General features: G+C 41.8%; 12 protein-coding genes. 3 read left to right on the top strand and 9 right to left on the bottom strand.

Features of this window, described 5'->3' with window-relative positions; all coding sequences use genetic code 11:
• Positions 1-48 precede the first annotated feature (48 nt).
• Positions 49-1,506, top strand: coding sequence for an alpha-L-fucosidase (locus DWX32_RS12685; RefSeq protein ID WP_118660271.1), 1,458 nt, complete (start codon positions 49-51; stop codon positions 1,504-1,506).
• A 229-nt stretch (positions 1,507-1,735) separates the two neighbouring features.
• On the opposite strand, the gene DWX32_RS12680 is transcribed toward DWX32_RS12685, so the two are convergent.
• The 8 genes from DWX32_RS12680 to DWX32_RS12645 form a co-directional block, all read right to left on the bottom strand.
• Positions 1,736-5,104 carry a TIM-barrel domain-containing protein gene (locus DWX32_RS12680; protein WP_118660269.1) on the bottom strand — a complete coding sequence of 1,123 codons (3,369 nt, stop codon included), beginning with the start codon at positions 5,102-5,104 and terminating at the stop codon, positions 1,736-1,738.
• Positions 5,105-5,129: 25 nt separating this feature from the next.
• Entirely contained in the window at positions 5,130-6,839 is a 1,710-nt protein-coding gene (locus tag DWX32_RS12675) for a glycoside hydrolase family 13 protein (RefSeq protein ID WP_117801816.1), read from the bottom strand.
• A gap of 1 nt (position 6,840) precedes the next feature.
• Complete coding sequence (locus DWX32_RS12670; protein ID WP_117801815.1) at positions 6,841-8,181, bottom strand: alpha-galactosidase; 1,341 nt, start codon at positions 8,179-8,181, stop codon at positions 6,841-6,843.
• Positions 8,182-8,219: 38 nt separating this feature from the next.
• Positions 8,220-9,887 (bottom strand): glycoside hydrolase family 66 protein, encoded by a 1,668-nt coding sequence (locus DWX32_RS12665; protein ID WP_118660267.1) that lies wholly within the window; start codon positions 9,885-9,887, stop codon positions 8,220-8,222.
• A 123-nt stretch (positions 9,888-10,010) separates the two neighbouring features.
• Positions 10,011-12,488: a TIM-barrel domain-containing protein gene (locus DWX32_RS12660; RefSeq protein WP_158579588.1), complete on the bottom strand. Its 2,478-nt coding sequence runs from the start codon at positions 12,486-12,488 to the stop codon at positions 10,011-10,013.
• A gap of 948 nt (positions 12,489-13,436) precedes the next feature.
• Positions 13,437-14,276, bottom strand: a complete 840-nt coding sequence (locus DWX32_RS12655; protein ID WP_117801812.1) for a carbohydrate ABC transporter permease — start codon at positions 14,274-14,276, stop codon at positions 13,437-13,439.
• A gap of 14 nt (positions 14,277-14,290) precedes the next feature.
• Positions 14,291-14,938 (bottom strand): carbohydrate ABC transporter permease, encoded by a 648-nt coding sequence (locus DWX32_RS12650; RefSeq protein WP_238032975.1) that lies wholly within the window; start codon positions 14,936-14,938, stop codon positions 14,291-14,293.
• Between the two features lie 379 nt (positions 14,939-15,317).
• The gene (locus DWX32_RS12645) at positions 15,318-16,670 is read right to left on the bottom strand and encodes an extracellular solute-binding protein (RefSeq protein ID WP_118660263.1); all 1,353 of its coding nucleotides are present in this window, start codon (positions 16,668-16,670) and stop codon (positions 15,318-15,320) included.
• Between the two features lie 235 nt (positions 16,671-16,905).
• Between DWX32_RS12645 and DWX32_RS12640 the strand changes: the two genes are divergently transcribed.
• Both DWX32_RS12640 and DWX32_RS20885 read left to right on the top strand, forming a co-directional pair.
• Positions 16,906-17,442, top strand: a complete 537-nt coding sequence (locus DWX32_RS12640; protein WP_118660261.1) for an AraC family ligand binding domain-containing protein — start codon at positions 16,906-16,908, stop codon at positions 17,440-17,442.
• The gene (locus DWX32_RS20885) at positions 17,412-17,780 is read left to right on the top strand and encodes a helix-turn-helix domain-containing protein (RefSeq protein ID WP_118660259.1); all 369 of its coding nucleotides are present in this window, start codon (positions 17,412-17,414) and stop codon (positions 17,778-17,780) included. Before DWX32_RS12640 ends, DWX32_RS20885 begins: the two co-directional genes overlap by 31 nt.
• 293 nt (positions 17,781-18,073) lie before the next feature.
• Here DWX32_RS20885 and DWX32_RS12630 read toward each other — a convergent pair whose 3' ends face one another.
• A complete protein-coding gene (locus DWX32_RS12630) occupies positions 18,074-20,227 on the bottom strand; it encodes a glycoside hydrolase family 3 N-terminal domain-containing protein (protein ID WP_118660257.1) in 2,154 nt (717 codons plus the stop codon).
• Positions 20,228-20,306: the final 79 nt, after the last annotated feature.

Genomic DNA, 20,306 nt, shown 5'->3' with positions numbered 1-20,306 from the left:
TTTCGAGTATTGGTGTGAATTTTATCTTGATGAGAAGGAGACTCTCTTATGAGCACAGAGAACTTAGAACACGAAGATCAAAACAGAACACCGGAACCGACCATCGATATCCGGAGCAATGAAGCACCCGCTGATCCGGAACAGAAAATTGTTTCCCAGGGTGTCCACAACTACAGCGCCGCTGAAACGTATGTGCGTCCGACCGATCCGGCCATTCTGCAGCAGCTTGAGTGGTTCCAGGACCAGAAACTGGCACTGATGATGCATTTCGGTCTGTACTGCCAACCGGGTATGGTTGCTTCCTGGGCATTAAGTGACAAGGATTCTGACTGGTCCCGCCACCAGGTAAACTGGGCAGACGGAGAAACGTTCAAAAAACAGTATTTTAATCTGAACCGTTCGTTCAACCCAGTCCGCTTCCAGCCGGAGGAGTGGGCACAGATGGCAGAGGACTGCGGGTTCCGATATCTGATTCTGACCACAAAGCATCACGACGGATTCTGCCTCTGGGATACGAAATATACCGATTATAAGACAACCGCAGGGGACTGCCCGTTCCATGAACATAAAAATGCGGATATCGTAAAATCCATGTTTGATGCATTCCGTGCAAAAGGCATCGGCATCGGTGCTTATTTTTCCAAAGCCGACTGGCACTGCCCGGACTACTGGAATGAAGATCTGAGAAAAGATGGTCTGACATCCCGCGGACCTTCCTACGATCCGAAGGAATATCCCAACGTGTGGAACCGTTTTAAAGAATATACAAAAAATCAGGTTCTGGAGCTCTGTGAGAATTACGGTAAGCTGGATATTCTCTGGTTCGACGCGGGCTGGGTCTCTGAGAGCAACGGCCAGGATATTGAGCTTGGAGAGATCGTTGAGGAAGCACGTAAGATTCAGCCGTGGATTCTCTCCGTTGACCGTACAATCGGCGGCGCTTACGAAAACTACGTGACACCGGAGCTCTGCATTCCGGAAGAACCGCTGAACGTTCCGTGGGAAAGCTGCCTTACCCTCGGCGTTGACTTTACGTACGAATACGGCGATCATTATAAATCTCCGCGTGAGCTTGTCGGCATGCTTGTCAACATCGTTGCCAAAGGCGGCAACATGGCACTGAACGTCAGCCCACAGCCAGACGGCCGCATCCCGGTCGATGCCTGGGACAGCCTGAACGGTTTTGGCCAGTGGATGAAAACCTTCGGCGATGCTATCTACGGAACCCGCGTCTGCGCGCCGTACCAGAGCGGAACCCTTTCGTTCACACAGAAAGGTGATTCAGTCTATGTATTCCGGTTATATCCGACGGTACAGGAATCGGTAGAGGCAGAAATTTTCGTACCGTATACCGAGACGAAGATTTCGGAGATCTGTATGGTGGAAAACGGAGAAAATGTTGCATTCAAAGAAGTCGAAGGCGGCCTTTGTATGACCGTCCCGGCAGGATACAGACGAGGCTCCGCACCGATTGCGCTGGTGTTTGAGATGAAGAAAGAGCGGTAAATTTTTAATAATCGAAAAGGGCTGTACAGTGTGACTGTTCAGCCCTTTTCATAATTATTAAGATACCTTGGAAAAACCTGTTACTTTTTACAATTTAAAATTTGCTTTTCATTAGAGCGTGTCTGAAAAAGGCTTGATGTATCCCAAACAAAAGGGGGGCGATTTCAAATCGCGACTTATATGTTCTGTTCTCATTCTACTGTTTATCAGATTTTCCTTAATATTTATCTTATTTTTTTTGTATTTTTATCACCGATTCGGCAGATGGATTAATCTTCACCAAGATACCCTCTTCCAACTCCAGATAACCTTCCGTAAAATACAGACCTTCTCTCGCAGTCACTTTTGTTAATGTTCTTCCGTTTACGATAGCTTCTGTATTTTTCCAATGAATTCCCGCCAGCATTACATAAAGCTCTGCTGTTCTTCCTGAAATTTGGAGCTGTATAGTTTCGCCATTTTTTTCCATGCCACAACATGTTTTGGCACCGGATCTCTCATACAATGTTTCTTTTACGATACTGTCATTCTGCGGCACCACGGCCAAAATCATTTCGGTTTCCGATTCGCTCATACTTTCTCCAAGTTTCAGACTTTCATTCAGTCGAAGTGGAAGAAAACTTCCTTCTCGAACGTACACCGGTATTTTATCAATTGGCACCTCAACGCTCCTCTGCACCGGACCGGAAATTTCATCATTTAAATTCCACAGACTAATCCACCGTCCCTTAGGAAAATAAATTTCCCGCTCTTCTGTTTCGTCAGAAACCGGCGCAACCAGAAGATTTTCTCCGAAAAGATATTCGTCCCACACCTTTGTTGCTTCCTGATCTTCTGGATATATCATCGCAAGCGGACGCATCATCGGTATTCCCAATTTATGAGCTTCTGCTGCTACACTTACAATATATGGACGAAGATTTTCCCGCAGCCACGCATAATAACGATAAACTTTCACTGTAAAAGCATCGTATTCCCACGGCTCTCTCGGCTCCGTTCCATGGAAACGCATCAATGGACAAAATGCAGCATACTCTGTCCACCGGAGATATGTTTCCTGATCTGGGAATCCATCATAACCTCCCGCATCAACACCCCAGAATGGAAGTCCAGAAGCAGCTGCCGAAAGACCTCCCGCAATCGCATATTTCAGTCCCTGGAAGCTGGTCAGCTGATCCCCGCCGAACTGACACGCAAAGTGTTGAGATCCGGGTGCTGCACCTCTTGTATAAAGGACATGATCATCTCCATATTTTTGTTCAAATAACTCTCTATAGTTTTTCGCATACTGATAGGCATACGCGTTATGCATCTCATCGCCGTGTCTTCCATCATAAAAAACTGCCTCGTCCGGTACAACATCTCCAAAATCAACCATACTTCCACGAATACCTGCATCCAGACGATCCTTCCACTGTGCTGCCAGAAGTTCTTTCGCACGCGGATGAGAGAAATCGATATAAACCGGAAGTTTTTCTTCCTCATCATTTTCATTTCTTGTAATCGGAAGCTCCTCCTTCGGGCATTCCGGCAATAATTCCTGCGCCAATTCCTGCGTCATATTAGGGAACTGCCAGGAAAATACTTTGAATCCATGACGTTCTCCAAATGATACAACTTTGTATAATTCCTCTTTTTTATATTCTCCAAAAAAGGTAGCTCCTGCTCCTTCTGCATAAAAGCCGGAATGCGGAATATCGAGTTCATGGAACTTTTTCATTGCCGCCATCTGCTCCAGCGCAATATCCTGTAACGGACCGTTTCTCCATCTTCCGCCGCCACCGCCAGCCCATGGTTCAAATACCCATTCCGGTGGGAAAATCGGAAGCCCTGTGAGCGTTCCGTAAGCAGTCATCGCCTCACGCGGTGTTCCGCTCCAAATATAAAAATCAAAAACATCTCCAAGTGCTTCCACCGAAAGATAGTCTTGCACAGCATCTCCCACATCCATCCGCATCCGATATGAAGTATTTGCAAAAAAGCTGAAACCATCACTTGTGTGTACCAATGGAATGTTTTTATACGCCTGGTTTCCAATGGATGCAAGACATCCCTCACAAGCATCTCTCTGCCACAGTGCAACGGTTTTTCCATACTGGTTCACGCTGTCAAAACGTTCTCCAAATCCATAAATGGCACTGTTTTCCCGAATTGAAAATCGAATTCGCGAAGCCGAAACACTTTCCTTTTCAAATATAAACGAAATATTTTTCAGATTTGTGATTGCTTTTCTATCAATAGAAATTTCCAGTGTTTCTTTCTGGAGTATCATCTCATGCTCTTTGCTTCTGATTATATATGCATGCTCTGATTCTTCCACAGAAAATGCTTCCGGCTGTCCATCAAAGAAGCCTTTCTTTCCAGAGATCATTCGGAAACCACCGACCACAGGATAAATCATGAGCTCCCATGTTCTCTCTTTTGATTCAACACAAATCGTTACATGATCTTTTGTTTCCAGAACATGTCCAATTTCACTACATGATGTCCATTTTTCCAGATCCTGGTTTCCAAAGCTGTGATCCGCATACCACCATGCACTGCAAGTTCTTAAAAACGTAAGATAACGATCCAGCTCAGCAGCCGCTTCCTCCCATCGGTTTTCTCTTAACCGCTCATTCACTAAACGCTTTTCTACCCATGGATCCATAGGCTTCCATGGATTTGCAACTTCCTGGTTAAAGAAAAAGTCAAAACCCTCCAATGTCAGACTGTCCTGCCAGCGCTGTGCAATTCGGATTCTATCTATCAGATTTTCTCTCGTTGTTGGTTCCACACTCTTTTGTAGCTGATAAATTTCCCTCCGTTCTTCCGTACTAGTTTTTTCCAACACTCCTGGTCTCTGCCAGTGGCAAATTCCGGACGGCATGACAAATACAATGCCGTTCTCCGTTTTTGTTTCCCCCTTTTCTCCAAAAGATACCTCAAGAAAAGTCTCTGGATCATATTCAAATCGATCCGAATAATTCACATTCAGATCTAATGGTGTTGGGCAGAGAATTTCACTTGACTGATGTTTTTTTCGATAGACTTGAAGATCAAAAGCCTCCTCTTTCTCCGGCTTTCCACCAAAAAGCATCCACGGTATTGCAAATAAAGCGTACCATCTGTCCTGCAGAATATCTACTGTTACAGAATACTGCTCTTTCGAGATCGCCGTTTTTTCTCCCTGGTCTTTTCCCTCTCCCAGATATGCCTGATCTCCGCTAAGATATGTCATTCCTTTTTCTACAAAAGCACTGTTGCTGCCATCCCGTTTTGCTGTGAAAACCGCAAAATCTCTTCTTGAAAACTCTTTTCCTGAAAGTGCAACTTCTACTTGATCTTTTCGTTTTACTGTTAACTCTGTAACGGTATTTTCCTCTTTCAAGATATGATGAGCTTTTTCTTCCATGTTTTCAAACAAAACAAACAGTTTTTCTGCTGTATACAGAAACTTACATCTTGTTGGTGTAACAGAGGACGGATTTCCCCCCGCGCGGAAAAAATCCTGTATCGTAGCCGCTTCTCCCCACTCCACAGAATCATATCTCAGATTCTCTGTTTTCTGTTCTTTTCCCAGAACAATTGATGAAACCCCAAATTTCAGTTTCCCCATAAAGAACTCCTTTCCCGCAGTTTTTTCAACTGCAGATTTCTTCTATTATTTCTCCATTTTTTCTGCACACAATGTAAAAATTTCCCTTTGAAATCAAAATTGATCTAGCGTTTTCGACTGTAATCTCTACTGTGTCATCACTGTCATTTACAAAAATTTCTATTATCTCCGTTTCATTTTCACGCGCAAAACCATATACGCGTCCATCTGCCAAAACTGTTGTAAACGAACCGTTTCGTATGGCAGAATGTTTTTTTCGAAACTGAATCAGTCTCTGATAAAAACGGAAACTCTCTTTTTCTCCCGGATTTTCTTGCCACGTCATACACTTTCGACAGTCCGGATCATTTTCTCCGTCAATTCCTGCTTCGTCCCCATAATAAATGGACGGCGAACCCGGAAACATCATCTGCACAACAACACCAAGTTTAAAGGAATCTAACCGATGACTACAACTGTTGATAAAACGCTTGGTATCATGTGTGTCCAATGCATTAAACATAGCCATATTAGTTTCATCAGGATGTCGCGACAATGCAGTTTCCAACCGATGGCCAAATGTTTCGGCGTTAATACTCCGTTCTGCAAAAAAGTCCAGCATTGCCTGGCGGAAAGAATAATTCATAATACTGTCCATTTCACATCCGTTCAGCAGTCGTTTTCCCTCTGCCCATGTTTCACCAATCAGAACAAGTTCCGGGTTCAAGCGTTTGAGTCGATCTCTGATTTTGAGAACAAAATTCTCATCAATTTCATCAATCACATCAAAGCGATATCCATCCACTTGTACTTCCCGTACCCAGTATTCCAGTACATTCAAAAGATACTCCTGTACCTTCTCGTTTCCTGTATTCAGTTTTGGCATGCCAGCAAATCCAAAAAAACATTCATAACAGTCTGCCTCTTCCCTTACCGGAAAACGAGTAATATGATACCAGCTCTGATACTCTGATTTTTCTTGCTTTTTTAAAAGATCAGCAAATGCAAAAAAATCTGTTCCAGTATGATTAAACACAGCATCTAAAATAACCCTTATGTTTTTTTCATGTGCTTCTTTGACCAGAACTCGCAGATCTTCATTGATTCCAAAATGAGGATCTACTTTATAGTAATCCGTCGTATCGTATTTATGATTTGAAGGAGACGTAAACACCGGGTTCAAATAAATACATTCTACTCCAAGCTCTGCCAGATAGCTAAGCGATTTTCGGATTCCATCCAGATTTCCGCCCATAAAGTTGGAAGCTGTCGGTTTACTTCCCCACGCCACACAATCCTCCGGCGCATAAGACGGATTTCCTTTGCGGAAGCGCTCTGGAAATATCTGATAGTAAATCGTTCCTTGACTCCATTTGGGTGGCATATACTCTACAGTACACTTATTGGCATATGCATATTCGAAAAAGCCGGAATCCGGACATTTTTCAACTGTTCCCCACGCATTATACCAACGCGTATCCCCGTTTTTTCCCGTCACTCGAAAATAATATTGAAGATATCTCGCCGGCTTTTGAAAAGAAACCACTGCCGTATATACAACCGATGTTCCTAAATGGTACTGCTCTGACATTCTTTCTTCTTTCGTTGTTTCTTCTCTGTGATTCTTATGAAAATAAACCAACGTACACGTTTCTATGTCCCCACTCGCTGCCCGGAAAGAAAATCTCAGATGAAACCGATCCGGTGCATAAATTTCCGGGTACATCCCGCTGTGATAAAAAGCAGCCAGATTCATACTAACTCCTTTCCGAAAGTTTCAGTACCCGGCATCCATGTGGCGGAAGCATGGTATGAAAGCTCTTCATTTCTCCAAGATCTTCATGCATCCAAAGATCCCTGACATTGGCAGCTCTGCACAATAACACTTGTTTAAAATCAATCTCTACTTCTTTTTCTTCTGCATCTCTATTAAATACGGAAAGAATAATCTCTCCTGTTGCTTCTTTTCCAATCCAGATGGTACTGTCCGGATTTTTGGTATCCGTTGACAATGGGAAGGATAAAATTTCTTTTTTATTCAACGCAAGAAGTTCCTCATTCTGATAAATCCATGCCCGATCTTTGATCGTATCATACTGATCTGCGATATCCAGCGGCGCTCCCGCAATCAGTTCCAGCGATACAGCCGATTTGCACTCCTCATCATTTGCAAAGGTATTCAGGCGAAGCATATCCGCATCCATGATCATGTTGTGGTCAGCAAAAATTTTTGACCAGTAAATCAGGCCTTCAAATGCTGTCGTGCACTGAGACCAATAATCAAAATGCAGTCCTCTGTTTCGATCACTAAAAGTATCCCAGCCTCCCGTACCGGAGTCTTCGTTAATACGCGCCATCTGTCCCATGCCAAACTCATTCTCACCATTGTTTTTCAAATGCGGCATAACAAGACTGATCATTATCTGATCCCCTGCTGCTTCCTTGATCCATTCGAGAACTTTTCGGTAATTTGCTGATCCATGATTTCTGCCAATCTGCTTTCCTTTATCCATTCCATCTTCGTACCAGGAAAGAAAATCAATTCGTAAAAAAGCTACATGGCAGTCAATAAAATACTTTACATATCCTTGCACATACTCTTTTGCTCCAGAACGATCTACATCCACCCAATACAATGCTCGATCTTCTCCATTTGGATAAGAAAAACGATCCCCCGTTATTTTTTTCTCATTTTCTCCATTATAAACATACGACAAATCTGTAATTTCCCGCACCGGAATATTTGTTCCTTTGACCAAAATTTCTTTGTTCTTTACCGCTGCCGGGCTGATCCAGGTCGGATTGTAGTAAACGCCGAGAGCCATTCCTCTCTCATTCAGATAGTCTGCCCAATATTTCCAATCATGTTTCCATGAATCATGATGACGAGTTAGATATCCATTTTCATTGATGCAGAAAGAATCCTCGATCCATCCATCTGTGCATACCATCTCGTATCCATATGGAACAAATTCCTTTGCTACCCAATCAATATTTTCTTTGAACCGTTCTTCTGGCATAAAAGTATTTTCAGTAAACTGTTTCTCATAGGTACACCAGTAAAGGGGTCCTGTTCTTTTATCTAATTTCAATCTCATGTAAAAACCCTCCTGTTTTTTTACCTACGCTCAGAATCCTATTCCAAACGCAGATATATAACAGAAAACACCAATAATTTGTCCAATTCAAATGTAATTTCCTGTCTTTGATCATCCCCTAGTTTTACTTTATAATACACTTCTTCTGGCTCCTGAATTTCACCGTCCGGTGTCACAACGTATATTTGTTTCTTTTCTCCCGGAAGTTTTGCCTTCACTTTTATCTTTTCTACACGCTGTGGGAATTCCTCATGTGTTCTATTCCAGTTCATGTCCGAAATTCCCGTAAAATTCACACATCGTATTGAAAATTCTCGTCCTCTCTTATAAATTTGAATCCATACCTTTCCTGCTTCCGGATACGGTGACCAATCAACATTTTCGAATATAAATTCTGAGTTGATTCCTCCTGCATACTGCATCGTCAGATCCGTCCAACTTTCCGGAAATAAAAGTCCGCCGTACGCGGTAATAAAATCATAATATTTTTTCAATATTTTTCGGAACGAATGTTCCCCAATTCTGCAGTTGTCCGGATAATATGCCTCTGTCAGAACACTTCCTTCCTCGCCCAATAGAAGATGGTATCCGCCAGAAGCGAAAATTGTTGCCATTGCAAGCTGCGCTGTAGATCCCTTCAGATTTCTTTCTGGTTCTGTTTTAAACGGATTCAAATACGCTGCCAGAATCACCCTCTTCTCATCTTTTGTTTCCCGAGCATGCGCAATCAAACGATATAGATCTCTATAAGTATCATTCGGCGACCAGACCTCTATATAAATACAATCTTCGCGACTCTTTTTTACCGAATCTACCGGCCAGTTATTTACTGCATTAAAAATGAGTTGTTTTTCCGGGTATTTTTCTTTTGTTTCATTGATCAAATCACCAAAATCATCTGCCAGATCTCGAATGACATATTTTCCATTTTCCAGAATTAATGCCTCTTTCGGATCTCCGTATTGATCCATATGTACGCCATCAAAACCTTTTTCCAGCGCTTTTCCATATTCCTGTAAAATCCGTTTTCTCCACGCCGTTCCCCTGTGAATATCCATCAACCATATTTTGTCAATGAAAATCATTGGTTCTCCATTATCGTACCGATAGATACATTCCGGATGTTCTTCCTGAAATGATTCTGCACCGTAAACAGCGCCATATGCTATTGCCTTGGCACCGCAAGCGTGCACTCCTTCGATTTTTTTCGCAACAGCAGTCATCGAACCTTTTCTTCCCATGATATCTGTATAAATATCACTCTCCGGATAAAACTCATCATGGCGGTACATCCAGTCATAAAACTGAATCACATTCAAGTGCATTTCCCTGAAAAATTCCTGATACTCTTCTTTTTGTTTATCTTCCTCAGAAAAACTGCTAAGAAATCCATATCTTGGAGCTTCTGTCCAGCAATTCACAACATCAAATGCCGTGTAACAGCTCCCTAGTTTTTCAGTCTTTTGAAAGAATTCTATTTTTACCAGATATCCACCCGTTTTTTCTAAAATGCTTTCCGCAAGTGGAATATACACTCCTTGTTCCAGGGTACATTCCATTTTCAGATTTTCTCCCTGATACGTAAACAACGAAACTATCACGTGATTTGCTTTCGTCGGCCCTGTTTTTTTTATTTCCAGCCAGACTCTTTCCCCAATTTCATACTGCGTTTTATTAGGTATTACATAAAACCCTGTATTTTCCATCTTCCACCCTCTCTTTCCATGAAATGTTTCGTTTGTTTTTGAGAAAGCCCCATCTTCGAAATTAAACCGAAGACGGGACTTTTTCTCAAGAATCTTCGCGGGGATCACTTCGTCATTTTGATACTATTGTTCTTTGTGAATTACATGAATTTCTGTTTTTTCCAATTTCGGAACACTGACAATAACTGCTGTATCCTCTCTCCAATACCAACCGGAACCATAATTCAACGCATTCAAGGATGCACCTTCTGGAAGAGAAATCCCATTCAACTCCAGACTTTCTGGCTTTCTGTCAAAACCAAGGAGAACAATAAATTCTGTCTCAGATGCATGGCGAAGCATAAAGAAATCTTCACCCGTTTTGCCCAAAATATTGTATTCAATTTCTTTTCCATCTGCATACCGTTTGCCTGAAGTTTCATTTAAAGCTCGGCTCATAAGAACTGTATTCTTTTTTTCATATGTCATGCTTTGTCCAAGCTGCAATTCTCCATTCATAACAGACAGAATGCACGCTCCTTCCCGAATATAAACAGGAATTTTGTCAATTGGAACATCCACCTGAAAAATTCGGTTTCCACCAACCATCTTTCTGAAATCCAATAAATTGATCCATCTTCCTGATGGGAAATAAATTCTCCTCTTTTCCCCTTCTTGATGAACCGGAGCAACTAACAGATCTGAACCATAAAAATATTCATCTTCCCAATAGACAGCCTCTTTATCCTCAGGAAATACCATTGGCAACGGTCTCATCATTGGTATGCCTGTTTTATGTGCCTCTTCCGCTGTATGAACCGAATATTTCAGAAGATTTTCTCTTAGCCATGCATAAAATTTATAAACAGACACTGCATATCGACTGTAAACCCACGGCTCTCTTGGGGTCACTCCATGGAAACGCATAATCGGTGAGAAAGCTGCAAATTCCGTCCAACGGAGATACGTTTCTTCATCTGCAAATCCTGAATAACCTCCTGCATCAACACCCCAGAATGGAAAACCGGAAGCCGCCAGTGTCAGGCCTCCATTCATTGCATAAGTCAGACCTCTAAAACTTGAAAGCTGGTCCCCACCAAACTGGCAGGAATACTTTTGAACACCCGCTGCCGCAGATCTTGAAAACAGCACGTGATCCTCTCCTTTATATTTTTCAAAGAGTTTTCGATACGCTTTTGTATAATCCAGCGCGTATGCGTTGTGCATTTCATCTCCCGTACGACCATCGTAAAACACTGCTTCATCTGGAATAATTTCTCCGAAATCCACCATAGTTCCATCAAAACCTGCATCCATTCGATCATGCCATTGATTTTCCAGAAGTTCCTCTGCTCTTGGATGTGAAAAATCAATAGCACATGGAAGAACTTTTTCTCCATGATAATCCGGCGTTCTTGTAATTGGCAGATCTTCTTCCGCACAATTCGGGAGAAGTTCCTTTGCCTGCTCCATATCCAGATGTGAAAACTGCCAGGAAAAAACCCGCATCTTCTGTTGTTTTGTAAACGCAGCAATCTTATAAATTTCTTCTTTGTTGTAATGGTCTTCCCATTTCCAACCAGCACCCTCTGCATACAGGCCGGAATGTGGAATATCAAGATTTTTAAACTTCCGCACAACACCTTCCATCTCCTGGATTACATCGTGCGTCGGTCCGTCCATCCATCTGCCTACCCCACCGCCGGCCCACGGTTCAAACACCCACGCAGGCGGAAGCAGCGGTTTTCCGGTTAAGGCTGTATATTCCTCCATGTTTTCTAAGACGCTTCCCGTAAAAACATAAATATCTGCTTTGGGTCCTGCTGTTGTGATTCGAAGCCCTTTACTGACTCTTCCAATATCTGCTCTAATTCTGTAAAAACTGTTAATAAACAAAGAGTAACCTTTTGTAGAGTGTAAAAATGATACATTTTTGTAGGACTGATTTCCAATAGAACAATTACAACCTTCAAATGCATCTCTGTGCCACAAAGAAAGTACCCGACCTCTCTGGTTTACAGCATCAAATCGTTCGCCGAATCCATACACCATTTCTCTTTCCTGAAGTGGTTGGCACACATCGAAACCTTTGCTTCCTGCATAATCATAGAGCTTGAAGTTATCTGCATCCAATACAAATTTTTCATCTGCACAGATTTTCCAATCATCTCCCGCTGTAATCACAATCACAGAATGTGCTGTTTTGATCTGATATTCTCCCTCTATTTCTGAAAATGTATACGAAACTGCTTCGCTGTCAAAATCTCCTTTTTCTCTTGTATAAAAGCGAAAACCACGATTCTGTGGAATCAATACGGCATCGCAGGTGTTCAAACCATATTCGTACTTTAATACGATCTTATTCCCCTGATCTGAAACAGATTTCAGATGTGTGAATCCAATCCAGTTGTCTTCGTCTGCATCTCCAAGTGTGTGATCTGCATACCACCATGCCGTGAGCGTTCGGAAATAGCCAATCAAGACATCCAGTTCTCTGCAGGCTGTCGCAGTATCTCCTTTTCGAAGTGCTTCGTTGCAGAGACGTCTCTGTACCCAAGGATCCACTTTATCAAAAGAGTTTTCACATCTTGCATTTGGGAAGAAATCCATTCCTTCCAACATTAACACATCCTGCCATCTTTGTACGGTTATAATCCGATCTGGCAATTCATCCGGTGTTGTCGGTGTCAGCGATTTCTGCAAATGCATAATCTCAGCCCGCTCATTTATAGATGGCCATTCCAGTGTCGCCGGCCGCTGCCAATGCATCGTTCCATCCGGTAGGATCACGCAAGCACTGTTGGAATAGATAACCTGCGGTGTTCCTCCAGGTGTGCACTCAATAAAGCTTTCCGGATCAAAATCAAATCTGGACTCGTAATTTGCATTTAAATCCAACGGATTCAAAGCCAACACTTCACTGGTCTGATTCTTTTTCCGGTAAACCTGAAACTTAAAATATTTTTCCGGAAATCCACCGAACAGCTCCCATGGGATTCCAAACATGACACGCCAACAGTTTTTTTCTACAGCGATTTTGCATGTATATTTCCATGATGGGATTTCTGTTTTTACCGCATCATTTTTTTCGGTAAAGTAATCATTTAAAATTGCTTTATCGCCACCGAAATAGGTCATTCCCTTTTCCGTCCTGGCTCCCGCCTGTTTCTCTGTGTCTGCACAAAATACTGCGTAGTCTCGCTCTCCAAAATTTCCGCTGCTCAATGCAATTTCTATCTTATCTTTGCGAAGCATCCATTCTGTTTTCAGCACATTTTCATCAGACGGACGGGAAACCCTTGCCTCTTTTTCATAGCAAATCAGATACAGATACAGATTTTTCTGATCCCACATCATCCGTAGATTTGTACTTGAAACGGTCTCTCTTCCGCCTGCGCTGTAAAATGTATCCATCAACACCGCATGTTCCCATTCATCTAAATTCACAGGAATGGAAGGTACTACCGAAACCGGTGCACCAAGTTCAACTGCTGCAATACCAAACGACTGTTTTTTTCTAGTTGTAATCATACTTCACCTCCCGGCTGAAATTTTGCAGAGAATCCGATATTATCCTTTTATGGAACCGTCCGTAATGCCCTGCTGCATAAACTGTTTCTGAAAAATAACAAACAATACAATAATCGGAATAATAACAATAACACTGGCAGCAAACATCAGGCCATAGTTCGTCGTATACTGTCCACGGAACAGTTGCAGTGCAACGGAAAGTGTTCTCTTGTTTGTCGATTTTGTAAAGGTAAGAATATCAAATAGGTTCGACCAGTATCCATTAAACGCCAATACTGCCTGTGTTGCAATTGCCGGTTTACTTAACGGAATAATGCAATGTAACAAGGTCTGAAACCTGGTTGCACCATCAAGGTACATGGACTCTTCCAGCTCTTTCGGCACTGCTTCAAAAAAACCTCTATAGAAGAAGGTGTTTCCTGCCACACAAGTGCCTCCCCACAGCAGCCAAATTCCTTTATAGGTATCAATCAGTTTCAATCCGTTTAAAACAGTGTACTGGGAGATCATAGCCAGCTGTGCCGGAATCATCATTGTGAGCAACAGCAAGTTAAAAATAGGCTCCTTTCCTGGAAACTGGAATCGTGAGAAAGAATATGCCATCGTGATCGAAATTAACAGATTTACGATAAGGCCCACTACAGACACGTATAGTGTGTTGAAAAAGTACGTCTGAAAATGGTTTGCAGTCCACGCTTTTACATAGTTTTCCAGATAAAGTGGAAAATTCGGAAATAAAATTGGCTCGTTCGGCAAAACACCTTTTACCTTCATAAATGAAGTCGAAATCATTGACAAAAAAGGAAGAAGGCATATTGCTGTCAACGCTACTAAAATCACATGAATACAGATCTGACTAATTATTTTCTTTTTCTTCATTGCTGCTCTCCTCCTTAAAGATTTTCACCATAGCGAAGGAATTTCTTCAGTCCCATGGAAATAACAAATACAACAATACCCATGACAATACCACAAGCGGCCGCATACCCAAAATCGAAATAATTGAACGCCCTCCGGTAAATATAATCCATAACAACATCTGTTGTTCCGAGCGGATCTCCTTTTGTCAACAGGAACACCTGAATAAAGATATTCATTGCACCGTTAATCAGATTAATCAGTAGATAAAGCGTAGTTCCTCTTAATCCAGGAAGTGTAACGTGGAAGAATTTCTGAACCGCATTGGCTCCATCCATCGTTGCAGCTTCATACTGATCTGATGGGATTCCAAGAAGACCGGCGGTGTAAATGATCATAACCCAGCCATAGCCCTTCCAGATTGAGCAGATCCAGATAACAAAGTTTCCTGTCCATGTATTCTTCAACCATGCTACCGGCTCTTTTAAGATTCCGATGGTAGTCAGACAGTAGTTTACAAGACTTCCTTCATCCGGTTGGAAAATATAATCAATGATATTACAGAAAACAACCCAGTCACAAATAACTGCAATATATAAGAGTACTTTATATACATTTTTTCCTGTTTTCAGGTTATGAATCAAAACAGCAACGATCAGGCCAAGAACCAACTGTCCTGGCACAGTAACCAGAACTGCTAAAATATTATTTCGAAATGCAATCCAGAAAAAATAGGCATCAGATCCTTTTGTTGAAATATCTTTGAACATTTTAGCAAAATTACTTATTCCAACAAATGTATTTTCCGAACCTGGCATAATGCTATAATTTGTTAGTGCAATATAAATATTCTTAATTTGTGGATATAATACAAAGACAATAAATAAGGTCATTCCCACTGCAAGGAAGGGCAAAACGGCCAACCATTGTTTCAGACCTTTGGAAAATCTTTCTGATAAAGGTTTTTTCATAACAGATACCTTTCCGGGCTGCTTTTTATCGCCCTATAAACAATTTCCACAGGCAAGAAAGCCTGTGGAAATTTGTTTCATCTTTCTTGAATTATGATGCCTCACCTGCAAGCAATGCATCCAGTTCCGGAGCAATCTTATCGAGTGCGGACTGTGCCGTATCCTCATGAAGAACTGCGCTCTGGAATGCTACAGAGAGTTTATCTGAAATTTTCTCCCATGCCGGAGATGGGGTACGGGATACAGCTCCCTCAAGCTGTTCAATATACGTACTCATATTCGGTACTGCTTGTACTTCTTCAGATTCGGCAATTGTTTTTACAGTCGGGATCAGATGTCCACCGCCTACAGCCTGTGCTGTCTGAGAGAATTCACTCATTAAGAACATTGCAAATACCCAGGATGCTTCTTTCTTATCGCTACTCTCAAACATAACCAGATCCTCGCCACCGTTAACGGTAAGAGATCCGGCTTTACCAGCCGGCAGAAGTCCTACTTCTACTTTTGCCAGATTTTCTTCATCATCATTTGTGAAGAACCATGGACCCTGATAACTAAACAGATAATTTCCATCGTAAAGACCATTTGCTGCATCCGGCTTTCCACCTGTGAAGCAAGGTCCAATAATTCCTTCATCATACCACTCAACGATAGTCTCCAGTGCCTTTACACTATCTTCACTGTTGACATAACCAGATGCTTTCGTATAGTCCTCATTGGTATAAACGCCGCCCAGAGAATGAAACAATGGAGCCATAGCCCAAGAGTTTGCCCCCTCGCATGCGATCAGATACTGATCTGAGCCAAGCTTGTCCTTCAATGCAACAACTTCATCGTAAGTTGTCGGAATACTGTCAATATTCAGTTCCTCCATCATGGTCTTACTGTAAACGCCTGACAGACAGTTTGTGTTCAATGGCAATCCATAATATTTTCCATTGTAATAATTAGTACTCAGCGGTCCTTCGTACAGATTATCTTTCAGATCTGCAAATCCTTCCAGATCATCAACTGCTGCAAGTGCTCCCATCTCAGCAAGTTCTGGAACCCAGATAATATCCATTCGCATCAGATCCGGGCCTGTTCCACTGGAAAGGCTGGTAATAATCTGTTGCATCAATCCATCGTATGGCATTCTTACAGCATCAACATGAATATTTGGATACTGTTTTTCAAATTCAGGAATAATGGTATCTACAAGAACCTCTTCCTCTGAATCACCATGTGTATGCCAATAGGTAATCGTTACATCGTCTCCATCGTACTGGATACCTGAACCAGAAGTATCTGAGCCTGCGTTGGATGCTTCAGATGCGCTGGCACTGGCACTACCATTGTTAGAAGAACTCTTCGTATCCCCACTTTTGGAATTGCTTCCACATCCAAAAAGCACGGATGCTGCAAGGATTGCTGATAGTGAAACTGCTAATGTTTTTCTTTTCATTTCTTTTCCTCCTTTAGAAAAGTTCGTTTTTGTTATAATCTATTTTTATACTTTTTCTTATCTTTTCTCAAGACGCTTTCTTATCTAATCTATACAGTATTTTTACTTTATATCACTTTTTTATAGACTTTTTAACGAATTTCGATTAATATGTTATTGTGCAATCTTTATGGTATGTGATCATTTTTCCTTTTTTATTCATGGTTAATCTACAATTCAAAAGAGGGCAACGCATATGGAAATTATCGAATATGAACCAATCAATTTGTATGACGGACGCTTTTGCAAGGTATTTCATTCTGACTGGATTCAGTTAGAAAAACCTAAAGATGTAAATTCAGCACCGCATTTTCACTGGCATAACAGTTTTGAATTTAACTGTTCTATTTCGGGAACACTGCGCTGTGAAATCGGCTCTACTATGACTTATGCAAAAGATAATGATTTTCTTTTTGTGAACCCAAATGTTATTCATAAGTCACTTGAAATTTCTGCCTCCTTTCTAGGATTTGCAGTGCTTGTTCCTGTCTCTATCATACAGCTTTTTTTTAACCCGGATAGTAAAAACTACCCTATTATAGAACAGGATGTTGTGAACAGACATCGGAAAAAAATCATAGAACTTCTTATGGATATCTACCGATATTCACGATCCGAAAAACCGGTTGATCTCCTTGGGATGAATGCCTGTGTTCTCCAAATTTTTCATATCCTTCTCTCTGAAAGCATGGCTGCTCCGACTTGTACTACCCCCCCCCCCGATCCAAATTAGAGGATTCGATTTCTTTTACCGAATATCTGGCAGCACATTATAGAGAACATATCACTCTGGAAAGTGTTTCCGAACATTTTGGCTTCAATCCGACCTATTTTTCCAGAATATTTGCCAAAAAAACAGGTCGCAATTTTAATGTCTATCTTTCTTCGCTCCGATTAGACCATGCGACCCACCTCCTTGAAACTACGACTTCTTCTATTCCTGATATTTCAGAAGAAAGTGGTTTTTCCAGTTCTCGCGCTTTTATCGAGATGTTTAAAAAAGTGAACAAACTCACGCCAAAACAATATAGGGATCAATGCAGCGAGCACCAAAAAGGTTCATCCCTTTAATAACTAATTTTTTCCTTCTTTTGACATACAGGCATGCAGTTCTTCCAATACTGTACAGACGTTTATCCGTATCCTAGTGGCTTTTATGTTAATCATTGATATGCCTAACGTCAAAACAGCTCAAGTGCATTTCTGCACCTGAGCTGTTTTTCTGCTTTTTTAATATAATTGTATCATGCAAGCGGCCTTACGGTTCCTTCTGTAATTCCATTTTCATTAAACGCATCGACTCTCACATATACCGTTTCGCCATAAATCAAATCCTTTTCAAAATCTTTCATGTCTCTTTTCTCCTATGCTTGTATAATGTTCTCAGAAACAAGGTGGTCACTACTGTTTCCAATACTGATACGCAGTTTCATTCCGCTGCTGACGGTTTCCATGTTTTTGCCATAATATGAGAATTCTTCCTGGTCAATAAAGAAATCTACATCCTTCTTTTCTCCCGGATCCAGAAAGACTTTCTGAAAACGGACAAGCTCTTTCATCGGACGCACCACAGATGCATGTAATGTTTCGTAATAACACTGAACGACCTCTGCCCCCGCAATATTGCCTGTATTACTTACCTTACAATGTACATGCACTCTTTTGTCCTGTTCCATCCGAACTTCAACATCCGAAACATCAAACTCTGTATAGGATAATCCAAAACCAAATGGATATAATGGTGTATTGGGAATATCCATATATCTGCTGGTGAAACGGTTCTCCAGGTTATCTGCAGTAAGCACATGCCCGGTTTTTACATCCCAGTAGCTTATGGGCACCTGTCCCACACACCATGGGATACTCACAGATAATTTGCCGGAAGGGTTTATTCTGCCATACACAAGATCTATGATTGCTTCAGCTCCCATAGTGCCGGGTCTCCATGCCATAATGACAGCCTTGGATTTTTCTGATATCCTCCGCAGGTCCAATGGTCTTCCTGTAATTACCACAGTCACAATATTACTTGTACGTTCTGCTATTTTTTCAAATAACACCTGCTGTTCTTCCGGCAAAGTCAGAAATGCCCTGCTGGCAGCCTCTCCTGACTGGGACTCATGTTCACCCAGTACACATACAACCGTATCTTCATGGGTTATCGTTTCCAGCCACTGCTCATCCCTTGGCTTGTCAGACAATTCCTGTTCCACCTGCCATACCTTACACTCTTCATCAGAAAGAATATTGCATCCTGTAATACATTCTGCTTCTATCTGCTTTTTTTGTAAAATATCTTCTATTGTTTCAACTGCCTCATGTTCTCCAAAAATTGACCAGCGGCTTAAGAATTCTCTTGATGCTGTATAAGGACCTGCCCAGATAACTTTCTTCTTCATGCTTAATGGCAGCAGCTTTTCATTTTTCAAAAGGACACAGCTTTCGCCAGCCAGCTGATATGCCTTTTCCCGGTTATGCAGAGTCAGTTTTCCACTCTTTCCAAGACCTGCAAACGGATTTTCAAAAAGCCCCAGCTGATTTTTCATCATCAGGACCCGGAATGCACTTTCATCAACAAACGCTTTCGAGATTTTTCCGCTTTCTACCAGTTTTTCCAGACACAGCATATAAGCAGGACTCATCATATCAATGTCTACACCGGCTTCGGAAGCCTGAATTGCTGCTTCTTCCATATCAGCTGCCACTCCCTGTTCTTCCAGCTGACCTATGGAGCCCCAATCTGAAATTACAGTTCCCTCAAATCCTTCCTTATCCCGCAGAAGCCCTTTAAGAAGTTCCTTATTTCCGCTTATCGGTTTACGGTCAATAGCATTAAAAGCTGTCATGACCATAGCAGGCTTTGCTTTTAATGCCATACGGAAAGGTTTTACATACTGTTCCAGAAATGTCCGCTGGGATATTTCAACATCATTATATTCCCTTCCTGCATTCACTGCCCCATAACCCGCAAAATGCTTCAGGCATGCTGCTATTCCGGCATCATCTTTCTGCTGATAGCCATCTACCATTGCTTTTCCCATGATCCCATTTACATATGGATCTTCTCCAAAAGATTCCATCATCCTTCCCCATCTGGGATCTCTTGAAACATCAATCATAGGAGAAAATGTTGCTCTGAGCCCTTCTGAAGATGCCTCCAAGGCAGCTATAGAAGCCGCCTCAGACACCAGTTCCGGATGAAATGAACACGCCTGCCCCAACGGAATCGGAAAAATCGTCCGACATCCATGGATAACATCTGTCATAAAGAGAAGCGGAATATGATGGGGATGCTGTTCCATATATCTGCTCTGAATATCATAAATTTTATCTTTACCGATCACTCCAAGCACTGAACCGGCATATTGAATGATCCATTCCGGTGGTAACTGTTCGCCAACAACACCGGTGAGTACTGCCTCTTTATCGAAGTATACACCGGTGAGCTGCACCATCTGTCCTATTTTTTCCTGTAATGACATTTCTGACAGCAATTGCTGTAATTCATGTATTTCCATAAATACTCCTAATACTCCTTATGTTCAATCCGTTTATTTCTAATGTTCATTTCTCCAAAGAGCACCTGAGCTGTTTTTC

The organism is Blautia sp. AF19-13LB (assembly GCF_003479105.1).
Classification (GTDB): Bacteria; Bacillota; Clostridia; order Lachnospirales; family Lachnospiraceae; genus Fusicatenibacter; species Fusicatenibacter saccharivorans.
Note: the sequence above shows the minus strand (reverse complement) of the source record. Positions and strands in the feature narration are given on the sequence as shown.